A 13,126-nucleotide genomic window follows, 5' to 3' on the forward strand; every position below is an offset into this window, starting at 1 on the left:
CGTGACCTGGTCGCCCACCCCCACGACCATGCTCGCAAGACCCGTAAGCCGCAAAGGAGCGCCTGCCGATGAGCAGCCAGATCGACCACCTTCTCGACGAGACCCGGAAGTTCCCGCCGTCGGAGGAGTTCGTCGCCCAAACCATCACCTCGCCCGAACTGTATGAGCGTGCTGCCGCCGACCGCGAGGCCTTCTGGGGCGAGCAGTCCCGCGAACTCGTGCACTGGCACAAGCCCTTCACCCAGGTGCTCGACTGGAACAACCCGCCGTTCGCGAAGTGGTTCGACGATGGCGAGCTGAACGTCGCCTACAACTGCCTCGACCGTCACGTCGAGGCGGGCAACGGCGACCGCGTCGCCCTGCACTGGGAGGGCGAACCGGGTGACACCCGCCGCATCACCTACGCCGAGCTCACCGACGAGGTCAAGCGCGTCGCCAACGTGCTCGAGGGACTGGGCATCGGCCAGGGCGACCGCGTCGCGATCTACCTGCCCATGATCCCCGAGGCGATCGCCTCGATGCTCGCGGTCGCGCGCGTCGGCGCCATCCACTCCGTCGTGTTCGGTGGTTTCAGCGCGGACAGCCTGCGCTCACGCATCGACGACGCCGGCGCCAAGCTGGTCATCACGGCCGACGGCGGCTACCGCAAGGGCCGCGTCTCGGCACTCAAGCCCGCCGTCGATCAGGCTCTCGCCGACCGCGGCGACGGCGAGCAGCAGACCGTCGAGCACGTCCTGGTCGTCAAGCGCGGCGAGAACGAGGTCGACTGGACCGACGGCCGCGACATCTGGTGGCACGACGCCGTTCCCGCCGCATCCGCCGAGCACACCGCACAGGCCTTCCCTGCGGAGAACCCGCTCTTCATCCTCTACACCTCGGGAACGACGGGGAAGCCCAAGGGCATCCTGCACACCTCCGGTGGGTATCTCACCCAGGTCGCGTACTCGCACAAGTACGTCTTCGACCTGCACCCGGAGACCGACGTGTTCTGGTGCACGGCCGACATCGGCTGGATCACCGGACACAGCTACGTCGCCTACGGGCCCCTCGCCAACGGCGCGACCCAGGTGCTCTACGAGGGAACCCCCGATGCCCCGCACCCCGGCCGGTGGTGGGAGATCATCGAGAAGTACAAGGTGTCGATCTTCTACACCGCCCCGACCGCGATCCGCTCGTTCATGAAGATCGGTCGCAGCGTCCCGGCGAAGTTCGACCTTTCGTCGCTGCGACTGCTCGGTTCGGTGGGAGAGCCCATCAACCCCGAGGCGTGGATGTGGTACCGCGAGGTCATCGGGGCGAACAAGACGCCGATCGTCGACACCTGGTGGCAGACCGAGACCGGCGCCATCATGGTGTCCGCTCTTCCGGGCGTCACCGAGACCAAGCCCGGGTCCGCCCAGGTCCCGCTCCCCGGGATCTCGATCGACGTCGTCGACGAGAGCGGCATCGAGGTCGGCAACGGCAGCGGCGGCCTGCTCGTGATCACCGAGCCGTGGCCGAGCATGCTGCGCGGCATCTGGGGCGACCCCGAGCGCTATCGCGAGACCTATTGGGAGAAGTTCGAGGACCAGGGCTACTACTTCGCCGGCGACGGAGCGCGCCTCGACGAAGACGGCGACCTCTGGCTGCTCGGACGCGTCGACGATGTCATGAACGTCTCGGGGCACCGCCTGTCGACGGCGGAGATCGAGTCGTCCCTGGTCGCGCACGAGGCGACCGCCGAGGCTGCGGTGGTCGGCGCCTCCGACGAGACGACCGGACAGGCGGTCGTCGCCTTCGTCATCATCAAGGAGAGCTACCTCGCCGCACACGAGCCTGCGGGCCTCGCCCAGCAGCTGCGGCTGTGGGTGGGCGAGCAGATCGGAGCCATCGCCCGCCCGCGCGACGTCTACATCGTCGGCGAGCTGCCGAAGACCCGCTCCGGCAAGATCATGCGTCGCCTGCTCCGCGACGTCGCCGAGGGCCGCGAGGTCGGCGACACCACCACGCTCGCCGACACCGCGGTGATGAGCATCATCTCGGCCCAGGTGAAGTAGGTCGGCTCACGCCTCCGAGGCGTGACAGACACAGAACGCGCCTCCCCTTTCCGGGGAGGCGCGTTCTCTCGTTCTGAGGCGACGGTCCACGCCGCGTACGTCGTACTCAGGCGAGAAGGAAGGCGACCTCGACCTCGACCGGGCTGCCGAGCGGGAGCTCCGCGACGCCGACGGCCGCGCGGGCATGACGACCCGCATCACCGAAGATCTCTCCGAGCACGTCGCTCGAGCCGTTGATCACGCCGGGCTGACCGGTGAATCCCTCAGCGGAGGCGACGAAGCCCCCGACTCGCAGCACGCCCGCGATGCGGTCGACGCCGCCGGCCGCATCCGCTGCCGCGGCGAGAGCGTTCAGCGCGCACGTGCGGGCGTAGGTCTTCGCGTCTTCCGCGGAGACCTCGGCGCCCACCTTGCCCACGGCGGGAAGCGCTCCGTCGACGAAGGGCAGCTGTCCCGAGGTGTAGACGAGACCGCCGTGCACGACGGCCGGCACGTAGGCGGCGACCGGAGCGGCGACAGCGGGCAGTTCGATGCCGAGCTCGGCGAGACGGTCCGAGACGCTCATGCCTGATCTCCCTCGAACTGGCGTGCGGCCTGCTCGGCGGCGGCGAGGCCGGCGTTGGCCGACGCGTCGGAGGTCACGGGGCGCTTCAGATAGGCGACGAGTCCGCCCTCCGGTCCCTGCACGACCTGCACGAGCTCCCAGCCCTGCTTGCCCCAGTTGTTGAGGATGGCTGCCGTGTTGTGGATCAGCAGCGGCGTGGTGAGGTACTCCCACGTGGTCATGGCACTCCTGTCGATCGGGGCGCGACACCGGAATTCCGGGGCGAGCTCGTCAAAGGCGGTATTCAGGGAACTCCCCTACGATCAAGCGTATGCCCCAAAAGAATCGCACGGTGAGAGGCGTGCTCGGCGGTCTCGTCGGGCTCGTCGGTCTGAGCGCCGTCGCCGGTCTCCTCGTCACGGCCAGCGTCACCCCGGTGCTCGCGATGACCGGCCTCGCAGGCACCCAGGCTCTCACCCTCTTCGATCAGCTCCCCGAGAGCCTCGACCCGAGCACGCCGATGGAGCAGTCGACGATCTACGCGACCGCCCCGGACGGTTCGACGGTCGAGCTCGCCTCGTTCTACGAGCAGAACCGCGTCCCGGTCACCTACGAGCAGGTCTCCCCGAACCTGTACGACGCGATCCTCTCGAGTGAGGACAAGAACTTCTACAGCCATGGCGGCGTGAACATCGGCGCCACGGTGAAGGCTCTCGTCGACAACGTGCGCGGCACGTCCAGCCGCGGCGCTTCGACGATCAGCCAGCAGTACGTCAAGAACGTGCTCATCCAGAAGTGCGAGCAGGAGGTCGACACGACCTCCGACACCTACTCCGAAGATCTCCAGCAGTGCTGGCTCGACGCGACCAACGCGACAGGGAGCAAGGGCATCGAGCGCAAGCTGCAGGAGATGCGGTACGCGATCCAGATCGAGAAGGACTTCTCGAAGAACGACATCCTGCTCGGGTACCTGAACATCGCCAACTTCGGTGGCACCGTGTACGGCATCGAGGCCGCAGCGAACTACTACTTCTCGACGACGGCGGCGAACCTCACGGTCGCGCAGTCGGCGACGCTCGCCGGCATCGTGCAGAACCCCAACACGTACCGCATCGACAAGGCCGAACAGGGCACGATCACGAACGCCGAGGGCGTCGCGCTGAACAACGCCGCTGACGGCTACGCGCTGACGAAGGACCGCCGCCACTACGTGCTCGGTCGCATGCTCGCCGACGGCAAGATCACGCAGGCGCAGTACGACGAGGCCGACGCCTCGGACATCGCGCCGGCCCTGAATCCTCCGACCCAGGGCTGCGCGTCCGCTGGGGCCAGCGCATACTTCTGCCAGTACGTGAAGTCGATCGTGCTGAACGACGAGGCCTTCGGCAAGACCCAGCAGGAGCGGACGGACCTGCTCCGCCGCGGCGGTCTGAAGATCTACACCACGCTCGACTACCGCATCCAGACCCCCGCCGCCGAGAAGATGGCCGAGGTCGTTCCCGCGAACGCCGACAACGCGTACTTCGGCGCTGCCGGCGTCTCGGTCGAGGTCGGCACCGGTCGCATCCTCTCCATGACGCAGAACACGCTGTTCACCGAGACCCCCACCGACGACCAGGCCTATTCGTCGCTGGTGTTCGCCGGCGACAGGGAGCACGGCAACTCCGGCGGCTTCCAGGTCGGCTCGACCTACAAGCTCTTCACCCTGATCGACTGGCTCGAGAAGGGACACTCCGTCAACGAGGTTCTCAACGGAAGCGTGCAGACGAACCTGAAGATCCCCGTCTGCGGCGCAAAGCAGAACGCCAACACGAAGGAGATCGGCAACTTCGGCGGCGGTGGCGGTGGAACCGGGTCCGTGCTGAGCTTCACGAAGAACTCGCTCAACAGTGGTTACTTCGCGATGGCGTCGAAGCTCGACATCTGCGACATCAACAAGGTCGCCGACCGTATGGGTGTCACGCTGGCGAACGGCGGCAAGGTCACCGACGAGAACGTGCCCTTCGACGTGCTCGGCCCGAAGAACATCTCGCCCCTCGCGATGGCGAACGCCTACGCGACCGTCGCGAGCGGTGGCACGTACTGCACGCCGCGCGCGATCGATCGCGTCGTCGGCCCCGACGGTCAGGAGCGCGAACTGCCCGCCTCCTCGTGCACCGAGGGCGTGATCTCTCCCGAGGTCGCAGCGACCGCTGCCTTCGCGCTGCAGAGCGTGATGGGTGGCGGCGGCACCGGTTCCCGGGCCAACACCAACGACGGCACGCCGCTGATCGGCAAGACCGGAACGCACGACACCTGGTCGACCATGATGATCGAGTCCAGCACCAAGGTCGCCACGGCGGTCTGGGCCGGTCGCTGGCAGGGTCAGGAGAACATCTACCGTAAGAGAGCCAACGGCTGGAACCTCAACGACATGCGTTACCCGGTGGCACAGGCCGCACAGGCCGCAGCCAATGCCGCCTACCCCGGAAGTGCCTTCCCGAAGCCCGACGGCAAGCTGACCCGCCAGCAGCTGGCGACCGTTCCGAGCGTCGTGGGCAAGTCGGTGGAGGAGGCGACCGCGATCCTGACGGACGCGGGCTTCCAGGTCTCCGTCGGAGGGGCCGTCGACAGCGATCTCGCCGCCGGTCTCGTCGCAGCTCAAGATCCCAACGGGGAAGCTGCGACCGGCGCGACCGTCACCCTCACGACGAGCAACGGGCAGGGCACGACCGTTCCCGCGAATCTCGTCGGGATGTCGAGAGCCCAGGCCTCTGCCGCGCTCGGTGCCGCAGGATTCACGAACATCGAGTTCGACAACTCCTGCAATCCACCGACCTCCGTCGTGGGGAGTTCCGACCCTGCTCCCGGTACCGCGGCCAGCAAGTCCACGTCCGTCCGTGTGACGTGCCAGTAGTCGCACGCCGCGCCGCACACCCGGCCCTCGTCGCGCTCGGCGCGGTGGGGGCCGTGGGTGCGGCGGCCGCGATCTGGGGCATCGGCATCGAGAGGTACCTCTTCACGGTGCGGGAGGCCACGGCGAAGGCGCTGCCGTCCGGATCCGCGCCGCTGCGTATCCTGCACATCTCCGATGCGCACATGGCGCCGTGGCAACACCGCAAACAGGACTGGCTCGCCTCCCTCGCGGAGTTGAAGCCCGACCTCATCGTGAACACCGGAGACAACCTCGGCCACGAGAACGGCCTGGAAGGCATCCGACGCGCTTTCGACCCGCTCGCGGGCATCCCCGGCGTCTTCGTGCACGGATCGAACGACGTCGCCGCGCCGTCGCCGCGCAACCCGTTTCGCTACTTCCTCGGACCGTCCAAGAAGCACCACAAGCCGGAGCTTCTGGACACCGACGCGATGGACCGCTACTTCACGGACGAGCTCGGCTGGACCGACCTGAACAACGCGGCGGCGCGGCTGCGCATCGCCGGCGCCGAGGTCGACCTCTTCGGCGTCAATGACGCCCACCGCGACTGGGACCGGCTGGATGAGCTTCCCGACGCCATCGCCGCTCTCGGGGCCCGCGAGTCCACGACTCCGGTGCTCGGGGTCACACACGCGCCCTATCAGCGCGTGCTCAACGGCTTCACCGATCTCGGAGCCGACGCGATCCTCGGTGGCCACACGCACGGCGGTCAGGTCTGCCTCCCGGGATTCGGCGCGCTCGTGGCGAACTGCGACATCCCCCTCAAGCAGGCCAAGGGCCTGAGCACGTGGTCGCACGGCGACCGCACCGTGCCGCTCAACGTCAGCGCGGGCTGCGGACACTCCATCTACGCCCCCGTGCGCTTCGCGTGTCGGCCCGAGGCGACGTTGCTCACGCTGACCGCGGAGGACTGATCCCGCCTCGATTCGGCGCAGAGAGCATTTCCCTGTAGACTCGGAGGGTTGCAAACGGGGTGTGGCGCAGCTTGGTAGCGCGCTTCGTTCGGGACGAAGAGGTCGCAGGTTCAAATCCTGTCACCCCGACCAGTGACACCGGAAGGCCGCCCTCAGGGGCGGCCTTCTCTGTATCGGGATCGCGCACGAAGGGAACGCATGAGCTCTCTGCTCCCGCCGCCGCGCCGCTTCACACGTGCCTGGGCCCTCGTCCTCGGCATCCCTTTCCTGATCGGCCTGGCCGCTCTCACCCTCACGCCCTCCCGGGTCGAGGAGACCATGCCGAACCTGCTCGATGTCGTGCTCACCACAGCCCATCGTCTCGGCTGGGAATCGCTCGACTTCACCCGCCTCGAGATCATCGCGAACGTGCTCGTGTTCGTGCCGGTCGGCATCCTCGCCTTCCTGCTCCTCCCCCGTCGGGTGTGGTTCCTCGCGCTCCTGGTCGGCCCCGTGCTTTCGGCGGCGATCGAGACGGCGCAGCGCGTGGCGCTCCCCCACCGTGCGGCGACGGTGAACGACGTCGTGGCCAACTCCACGGGCGCGATCCTCGGGGTCGCCCTCGCTGTCGTGGTCACTCTGCTCGTCGCCCCGCGTTCCTCCCAGCGTCCACCTTCTAGGCTGGAGACATCATGACCGCGCCCACACTCGTCGCCTTCGACCTCGATGACACGCTCGCTCCCTCGAAGGGTCTGATCGACCCGCGAATCGCCGCCCTGCTGCGCGCCCTCCTGCGCACGGTCGACGTCGCCATCATCTCGGGTGGTAACGAGGCCCAGTTCCGCTCGCAGGTGGTGTCACGCCTCGGCGACGCCGACCCCGCGGATCTCGCGCGTCTGCACCTGCTGCCCACGTGCGGCACCCGCTACCTCCGCCACGACGGCACCGACTTCATGCCGGTCTACGCCCACGACCTCAGCGACGCCGAGAAGCAGGCCGCGCTGACGGCCCTGCGCGAAGAGGCCGAACGGCTCGGGCTCTGGGAGGCCGAGCCGTGGGGCGAGATCCTCGAAGACCGCGGTTCGCAGATCACTTTCTCGGCGCTAGGACAGAGCGCCCCGCGCGAGGCGAAGCATGACTGGGACCCGACGGGGGCCAAGCGCGGTGCGCTGCGCGATGCGGTCGCTGCACGTCTTCCCGGTCTCGAGGTGCGCTCGGGCGGCTCGACCTCGATCGACATCACCCAGGCCGGCATCGACAAGGCCTTCGGTATGCGGCAGCTCGCCGCCCGCACGGGCATAGCGCTGACCGACATGCTGTTCTACGGCGACCGGCTCGACGAGGGCGGCAACGACTACCCCGTGCTCGCGATCGGTGTGCCCTCGGTGGCGGTGGAGGGCTGGGAAGACACCGCCGACAAGCTCGACGCTCTTCTGCTCACGCTCTGACCTGAGCAGTGTCGTGCAGCGCGACACGGCAGCGGAGTCCTAGCATGGCGTCATGGATGCCCTGCTGATCGTCATCATCGTCGCCGCGGTCACCAGTGCCGCCTGCTGGGTGCTCTCCCTGATCACCCGAGACACATCCTGGGTCGACCGCGCATGGTCGATCGTGCCGGTTGTCTACGTCTGGATCTTCGTCGCCGGGGCCTTCGTGAACGGCGAAGGATCCGCCCGTGTGGTCGTGATGGGAGTGCTCGCCACCGCGTGGGGCGCACGCCTGACCTTCAACTTCGCCCGCAAGGGCGGCTACACGGGGATGGAGGACTACCGGTGGGCCATCCTGCGGGGACGGATGCGCCCCTGGCAGTTCCAGATCTTCAACCTGCTGTTCATCATCTGCTACCAGATGGCGCTGCTCGTGCTCATCACGCTGCCCGCCGCCGTCGCCGCGCAGAATCCCTCCGCCCTCACCGGGTGGGATGCGCTGTTCATCGCCGCGTTCGTCGCCTTCCTGGTCGGGGAGACCGTCGCCGACCAGCAGCAGTGGCGGTTCCATCAGCGCAAGAAGGAGGCGGGCGGCACTCTCGCACCCGGCTTCGCCACGACGGGCCTGTTCCGCTACAGCCGGCACCCGAACTTCTTCTTCGAACAGGCGCAGTGGTGGGCCTTCTACGCGATCGGCGCGACCGCAGCGGTCACCGGCGGCGCCGGTGTCATCGGAGGGGTGCTGAACCCCACCATCGTCGGCCCCGCCCTGCTCACGGTGCTGTTCATCGGGTCTACGATCTTCACCGAGTCGATCACCGCGTCGAAGTACCCGGCCTACGCCGACTACCGCCGCACGACGTCGATGCTGGTGCCGTGGCCCCCGCGCGCACGAGCGGTGGCCACGCAGTCCTGAGACCGCAGAGCCACCGCGCGCGCGGGATCGAACGAGCGGGGTCTCAGCGCACGCGAGCCTCGGCGGCAGCCCGGGCGACCGGGACCAGACGGGTCAGCTGCGTCACGTGCGCGGGCTCGAGCTCGGCGAGGGAAGCGACCCCCAGCAGGCGCATCGTGCGCTCGATCTCGCTGCGCAGGATCGCGATCGTCCGGTCGACGCCCTGACGCCCACCCGCCATCAGGCCATAGAGGTACGCCCGTCCGATCAGGGTGAAGTCCGCTCCGAGGGCCACGGCCGCGACGATGTCCGCGCCGTTCATGATGCCGGTGTCGATCATGACGGTGAAGTCGTCGCCGACGGCCTTGCGCACCTCGGGGAGCAGGTGGAAAGGGATCGGCGCACGGTCGAGCTGGCGTCCTCCGTGGTTGGAGAGCACGATGCCGTCGACACCCGCATCACGCAGGCGCACAGAGTCCTCGACGTTCTGCACGCCCTTGATCACAATCTTGCCGGGCCAGATGTCGCGGATGACCGCGAGGTCGTCGTAGCTGATCGTCGGGTCCATCGCCGCGTCCAGCAGCTCGCCGACCGTGCCGCCCGTGGTGCTGAGAGACGCGAACTCGAGCTTCGGGGTGGTGAGGAAGTCGTACCACCACCAGGGCCGCGGGATCGCATTGATGATCGTGCCGAGGGTGAGCTGCGGCGGGATGCTGAACCCGTTGCGCTTGTCGCGCAGGCGGGCACCGGCGACGGGGGTGTCCACCGTGAACTGCAGGGTGTCGAACCCCGAGGCGGCCGCACGACGGGTGAGCTCATACGAGATCTCGCGATCGCGCATGACGTAGAGCTGGAACCAGTTGCGCCCGTGCGGGTTGGCGGCCTTCACACCCTCGATCGACGTGGTGCCGAGCGTCGAGAGCGTGAACGGGATGCCGGCTGCCGCCGCGGCGCCCGCACCCGCGGTCTCCCCCTCGGTCTGCATCAGACGTGTGAATCCGGTGGGCGCGATTCCGAACGGCAGGGCAGAAGGCCCGCCGAGAATCTCGACGCTCGTGTCGACCGTGGGCGCCGGGCGCAGGATGCCGGGGTGGAACTCCACATCCTGGAACGCCTGGCGCGCGCGAGTGAGGGAAAGCTCGCCTTCGGCCGCTCCGTCGGTGTAGTCGAAGGCGGCCTTGGGCGTGCGCCGCTTGGCGATGAGACGCAGATCATCGATCGTGAGGGCACCCTCCAGACGCCGCTTGCGCCCGTCGAGTTCGGGCTTCTTGAACTTCATCAGCTCGAGGAGCTCGACGGGGTTCGGGAACTGGCGCTGCACCATGATGTGCCTCTCAGGTGTGGGGGTGGGTGTCACGGGTGAGCCCCGCGGACGTGTAGTAGCCGGTGATGTGGGTGTGGACCAGCGCGCGCGCTGCATCGACATCGGCGGCATCGATGGCGGCGACGAGGGCGCGGTGCTCGGAGCGGAGACGAGCCGCCATCGCTTCCCAGTCCGGGATCGCGGAGACTCCCGCCTGCACATAGGACTCGATCGAGGAACGAAGACCCGCCATCATCGCGGCGATGACCGTATTGCCGCTGGCTTCGGCGAGGGAGAGATGCAGCTGAGCGTCGAGGGCGAGGAACTCCGCCGGGGCGAGGCCTCGAGCATCCATCGCCTCGAGCAGTTCGTGGGCGCGGCTCGTATCGCGGTCGGACGCCGCAGCCAGCACCTGGACGACCGCGTCTTCGAGCACCAGACGTGTGCGTACGACATCGTCCAGAGGGAAGCCCTGAGCCGCGACCTGCAGCCGCAACAGCGCCGACATGCCCCCGGTGGGCGTGGCGATGACGATGGCGCCCGACTGCGGGCCTGAGCCGGTCGCGGTGCGGATGAGTCCCATCACCTCGAGGACGCGGAACGCCTCCCGAACACTGGATCGGCCGACGCCGAGCTCGGTGGCCAGATCACGCTCGGAGGGCAGCCGGTCGCCCGGGCCGAGGCGGGCATCGAGGAGGTCGCGTTCGATGTGCTCGAGCACGAGTCGCCATGCGCGCGCCGGCTGTTCCGCCATCGATCCTCCTGTGGTCTGACCACAGAGTATCGCCTGTGGTCAGACCACGCAAACAGGCGCGGAAAGACAGAGCCCCTCGCGGGAGGCACGCGGGAGTCTCCTTCACCGCGCGCGACGAAAAGCGCTCTTCCTGGAGCGTGGAGAGGGAGCCGTGCGGAGCCTCAGCCCAGGCGCCCGCCGGACTCTTCGAGGTAACAGGTGCCGCACAGCGACTCATAGGTGGTCAGCTCGGGCGAGGCCGAGCCTGTGGCGCCCTCGTCGATCGCGACCTGGTCGCCGTCGAACACGAAGCGCCCGCCGACCACGCGACCGTTGAACACGGCCTTGCGTCCGCAGCGGCAGATGGTCTTGAGCTCCTCGAGCGAGTGCGCGATCGCGAGCAGGCGCGCGGACCCGGGGAACGCGTGCGTGAGGAAGTCGTTGCGGATGCCGTACGCGATGACCGGGATCCCATCGACCACCGCGATGCGGAAGAGGTCGTCGACCTGCGACGGCGTGAGGAACTGCGCCTCATCGATCAGCAGGCAGGCCACGTCGATCGGGCCTTCGGGGAGCAGCTCGTCATCCGACGTGTGCTGCATGCGTCCTCGATGAGTGGCGAAGATCACGCGGGCATCGTCGTCGGGAGCGATGAGGAAATCGACCTGGCGCGTCACGCCCAGTCGACTCTCGATCTCTGACGCTCCTTTGGTGTCGATCGCCGGCTTCGCCAGCAGCACCCGCTGTCCGCGCTCTTCGTAGTTGTAGGCGGCCTGCAGCAATGCCGTCGACTTGCCCGAGTTCATCGCGCCGTAGCGGAAGTAGAGCTTCGCCACGGTGCCGGCTCAGACGTTGATGCCGAGTGCGGCTGCGGTCGCTTCGGTCGACTTCTCCGCGAGTGCCGCGTCCTCGTTCAGCTTCTCGCCGAAGGTGGGGATCAGCGCGCGCAGCTCAGGCTCCCAGCCCGGGTACTCCGCGGGGAAGCACTTCTTGAGCAGGTCGAGCATGATCGGGACGGCGGTCGAGGCACCGGGAGAGGCGCCCAGCAGACCGGCGATCGACCCATCAGACGCGGCGACGACCTCGGTGCCGAACTGCAGGATGCCACCCTTCTTCGGGTCTTTCTTCATGACCTGAGCTCGCTGACCGGCGTCGATGAGGGTCCAGTCCTCATCCTTCGCGGTCGGCATGAAGGTGCGCAGGCTGTCGACCTTCTTGGCGTGGTTCTTCAGCAGCTCGCTGACGAGGTAGGTGATGAGGTCGGGGTTCTTCACCGCCACTTGCAGCATCGGCAGCAGGTTGTGCGGGCGCACCTGGGTGACGATGTCGAGCATCGACCCGTTCTTCAGGAACTTGGGGCTGAAGGTCGCGAACGGCCCGAACATGAGCGAGGCCTCGCCGTCGACGACGCGGGTGTCGAGGTGCGGGACCGACATGGGCGGAGCACCGACGGACGCCTGCGAGTACACCTTCGCCTTGTGCTGAGCGACGACGGTCGGGTTCGTGGTCTTGAGGAACTGTCCGCCGATGGGGAAGACTCCGTAGCCCTTGATCTCGGGGATACCGGAGTTCTGCAGCAGCTTGAGCGCCCAGCCGCCGGCCCCGACGAACACGAAGCGCGCCTTGACCTCGTTCGGGGTGTGCCCGATGCGGTTGCGGTACTTGACCAGCCAGGTGCCGTCCTTCTGCTTCTTCAGGCTGCGCACCTCGTGGTTCGTGCGCAGCGTGACGCCGGAGTCGGTCAGGTGGTCGAAGAGCTGGTTGGTGAGGGCGCCGAAGTCGACGTCGGTGCCGGCGGGGACGCGGGTCGCGGCGAACGGCTCACCCTTGACGCGCTGCTGCATGAGCAGCGGTGCCCACTTGTTGATGACGCGGGAGTCTTCGCTGTACTCGATACCGGCGAACAGCGGCTGCTTCTTGAGCACCTCGTAACGGTTCCTGAGGTACGCGACATCCTTCTCGCCGCGCACGAACGTCATGTGCGGCGTCGCGTTGATGAAGGTCGACGGCGCGTCGAGCACGCCCTTCTCCACGAGCGACGACCAGAACTGACGGCTCTGCTGGAACTGCTCGTTGATCGAGACCGCCTTGGCCGGGTCGAGCGGAGCGTCTCCCTGCTGCGGCATGTAGTTCAACTCGCACAGCGCAGCGTGCCCCGTGCCGGCGTTGTTCCACGGATTCGAGCTCTCCTGAGCCACCTCGGAGAGTCGCTCGAAGGCGACGATCTTCCACTCCGGCTGCAGCTCGTGCAGGAGAGTACCCAGGGTGGCGCTCATGATGCCACCGCCGATCAGGACGACATCGACGTTTTCAGTCACCGAACCAGTCTAGTTCGCGGGCGCGTCGTCGCAGACCATGCGGACCTGCTGCGCCAGACCGCT

At 67.7% G+C, this 13,126-nt stretch carries 12 protein-coding genes and 1 tRNA gene; 7 read left to right on the top strand and 6 right to left on the bottom strand.

The window, feature by feature from the left end:
* Positions 1 to 68 precede the first annotated feature (68 nt).
* The gene (gene acs, locus ASD13_RS02145) at positions 69 to 2,036 is read left to right on the top strand and encodes an acetate--CoA ligase (protein WP_055865296.1); all 1,968 of its coding nucleotides are present in this window, start codon (positions 69 to 71) and stop codon (positions 2,034 to 2,036) included.
* 106 nt (positions 2,037 to 2,142) lie between these two features.
* Here acs and ASD13_RS02150 read toward each other — a convergent pair whose 3' ends face one another.
* Complete coding sequence (locus ASD13_RS02150) at positions 2,143 to 2,601, bottom strand: RidA family protein (RefSeq protein WP_017829069.1); 459 nt, start codon at positions 2,599 to 2,601, stop codon at positions 2,143 to 2,145.
* On the bottom strand, positions 2,598 to 2,822 hold the full coding sequence (locus tag ASD13_RS02155; protein WP_017829070.1) for a hypothetical protein: 225 nt from the start codon (positions 2,820 to 2,822) through the stop codon (positions 2,598 to 2,600). The genes ASD13_RS02150 and ASD13_RS02155 overlap by 4 nt, the downstream gene beginning before the upstream one ends.
* 89 nt (positions 2,823 to 2,911) lie before the next feature.
* Between ASD13_RS02155 and ASD13_RS02160 the strand changes: the two genes are divergently transcribed.
* The 6 genes from ASD13_RS02160 (at position 2,912) to ASD13_RS02185 (ending at position 8,730) form a co-directional block, all read left to right on the top strand.
* Positions 2,912 to 5,476: a transglycosylase domain-containing protein gene (locus tag ASD13_RS02160; protein ID WP_055865299.1), complete on the top strand. Its 2,565-nt coding sequence runs from the start codon at positions 2,912 to 2,914 to the stop codon at positions 5,474 to 5,476.
* Complete coding sequence (locus ASD13_RS02165) at positions 5,467 to 6,408, top strand: metallophosphoesterase (protein ID WP_055865303.1); 942 nt, start codon at positions 5,467 to 5,469, stop codon at positions 6,406 to 6,408. The genes ASD13_RS02160 and ASD13_RS02165 overlap by 10 nt, the downstream gene beginning before the upstream one ends.
* A gap of 55 nt (positions 6,409 to 6,463) precedes the next feature.
* Positions 6,464 to 6,540: transfer RNA gene (locus tag ASD13_RS02170), tRNA-Pro, on the top strand.
* Between the two features lie 66 nt (positions 6,541 to 6,606).
* Positions 6,607 to 7,083 (top strand): VanZ family protein, encoded by a 477-nt coding sequence (locus ASD13_RS02175; RefSeq protein ID WP_055865306.1) that lies wholly within the window; start codon positions 6,607 to 6,609, stop codon positions 7,081 to 7,083.
* Positions 7,080 to 7,835: an HAD-IIB family hydrolase gene (locus ASD13_RS02180; protein WP_017829074.1), complete on the top strand. Its 756-nt coding sequence runs from the start codon at positions 7,080 to 7,082 to the stop codon at positions 7,833 to 7,835. Before ASD13_RS02175 ends, ASD13_RS02180 begins: the two co-directional genes overlap by 4 nt.
* Positions 7,836 to 7,887: 52 nt before the next feature.
* A complete protein-coding gene (locus ASD13_RS02185; protein WP_055865309.1) occupies positions 7,888 to 8,730 on the top strand; it encodes a DUF1295 domain-containing protein in 843 nt (280 codons plus the stop codon).
* A 43-nt stretch (positions 8,731 to 8,773) separates the two neighbouring features.
* Here ASD13_RS02185 and ASD13_RS02190 read toward each other — a convergent pair whose 3' ends face one another.
* The 4 genes from ASD13_RS02190 to ASD13_RS02205 form a co-directional block, all read right to left on the bottom strand.
* Positions 8,774 to 10,033, bottom strand: a complete 1,260-nt coding sequence (locus tag ASD13_RS02190; RefSeq protein ID WP_055865311.1) for an alpha-hydroxy acid oxidase — start codon at positions 10,031 to 10,033, stop codon at positions 8,774 to 8,776.
* A 10-nt stretch (positions 10,034 to 10,043) separates the two neighbouring features.
* On the bottom strand, positions 10,044 to 10,766 hold the full coding sequence (locus ASD13_RS02195; RefSeq protein WP_055865314.1) for a FadR/GntR family transcriptional regulator: 723 nt from the start codon (positions 10,764 to 10,766) through the stop codon (positions 10,044 to 10,046).
* Positions 10,767 to 10,927: 161 nt separating this feature from the next.
* Positions 10,928 to 11,581, bottom strand: a complete 654-nt coding sequence (locus ASD13_RS02200; protein ID WP_055865320.1) for a thymidine kinase — start codon at positions 11,579 to 11,581, stop codon at positions 10,928 to 10,930.
* Between the two features lie 9 nt (positions 11,582 to 11,590).
* Positions 11,591 to 13,063 carry a malate:quinone oxidoreductase gene (locus ASD13_RS02205; protein WP_055865323.1) on the bottom strand — a complete coding sequence of 491 codons (1,473 nt, stop codon included), beginning with the start codon at positions 13,061 to 13,063 and terminating at the stop codon, positions 11,591 to 11,593.
* Positions 13,064 to 13,126: the final 63 nt, after the last annotated feature.

It is taken from the genome of Microbacterium sp. Root1433D1, assembly GCF_001426835.1.
GTDB classification, from domain to species: Bacteria; Actinomycetota; Actinomycetes; order Actinomycetales; family Microbacteriaceae; genus Microbacterium; species Microbacterium maritypicum.

What these genes read in the sequence shown, in the direction of transcription:
- ASD13_RS02175 (WP_055865306.1), top strand. Translation starts at nt 6,607, where the DNA reads ATGAGCTCTCTGCTCCCGCCGCCGCGCCGCTTCACACGTGCCTGGGCC.
- ASD13_RS02150 (WP_017829069.1), bottom strand. Translation starts at nt 2,601, where the DNA reads ATGAGCGTCTCGGACCGTCTCGCCGAGCTCGGCATCGAACTGCCCGCT.
- acs (WP_055865296.1), top strand. Translation starts at nt 69, where the DNA reads ATGAGCAGCCAGATCGACCACCTTCTCGACGAGACCCGGAAGTTCCCG.
- ASD13_RS02190 (WP_055865311.1), bottom strand. Translation starts at nt 10,033, where the DNA reads ATGGTGCAGCGCCAGTTCCCGAACCCCGTCGAGCTCCTCGAGCTGATG.
- ASD13_RS02155 (WP_017829070.1), bottom strand. Translation starts at nt 2,822, where the DNA reads ATGACCACGTGGGAGTACCTCACCACGCCGCTGCTGATCCACAACACG.
- ASD13_RS02160 (WP_055865299.1), top strand. Translation starts at nt 2,912, where the DNA reads ATGCCCCAAAAGAATCGCACGGTGAGAGGCGTGCTCGGCGGTCTCGTC.
- ASD13_RS02195 (WP_055865314.1), bottom strand. Translation starts at nt 10,766, where the DNA reads ATGGCGGAACAGCCGGCGCGCGCATGGCGACTCGTGCTCGAGCACATC.
- ASD13_RS02180 (WP_017829074.1), top strand. Translation starts at nt 7,080, where the DNA reads ATGACCGCGCCCACACTCGTCGCCTTCGACCTCGATGACACGCTCGCT.
- ASD13_RS02185 (WP_055865309.1), top strand. Translation starts at nt 7,888, where the DNA reads ATGGATGCCCTGCTGATCGTCATCATCGTCGCCGCGGTCACCAGTGCC.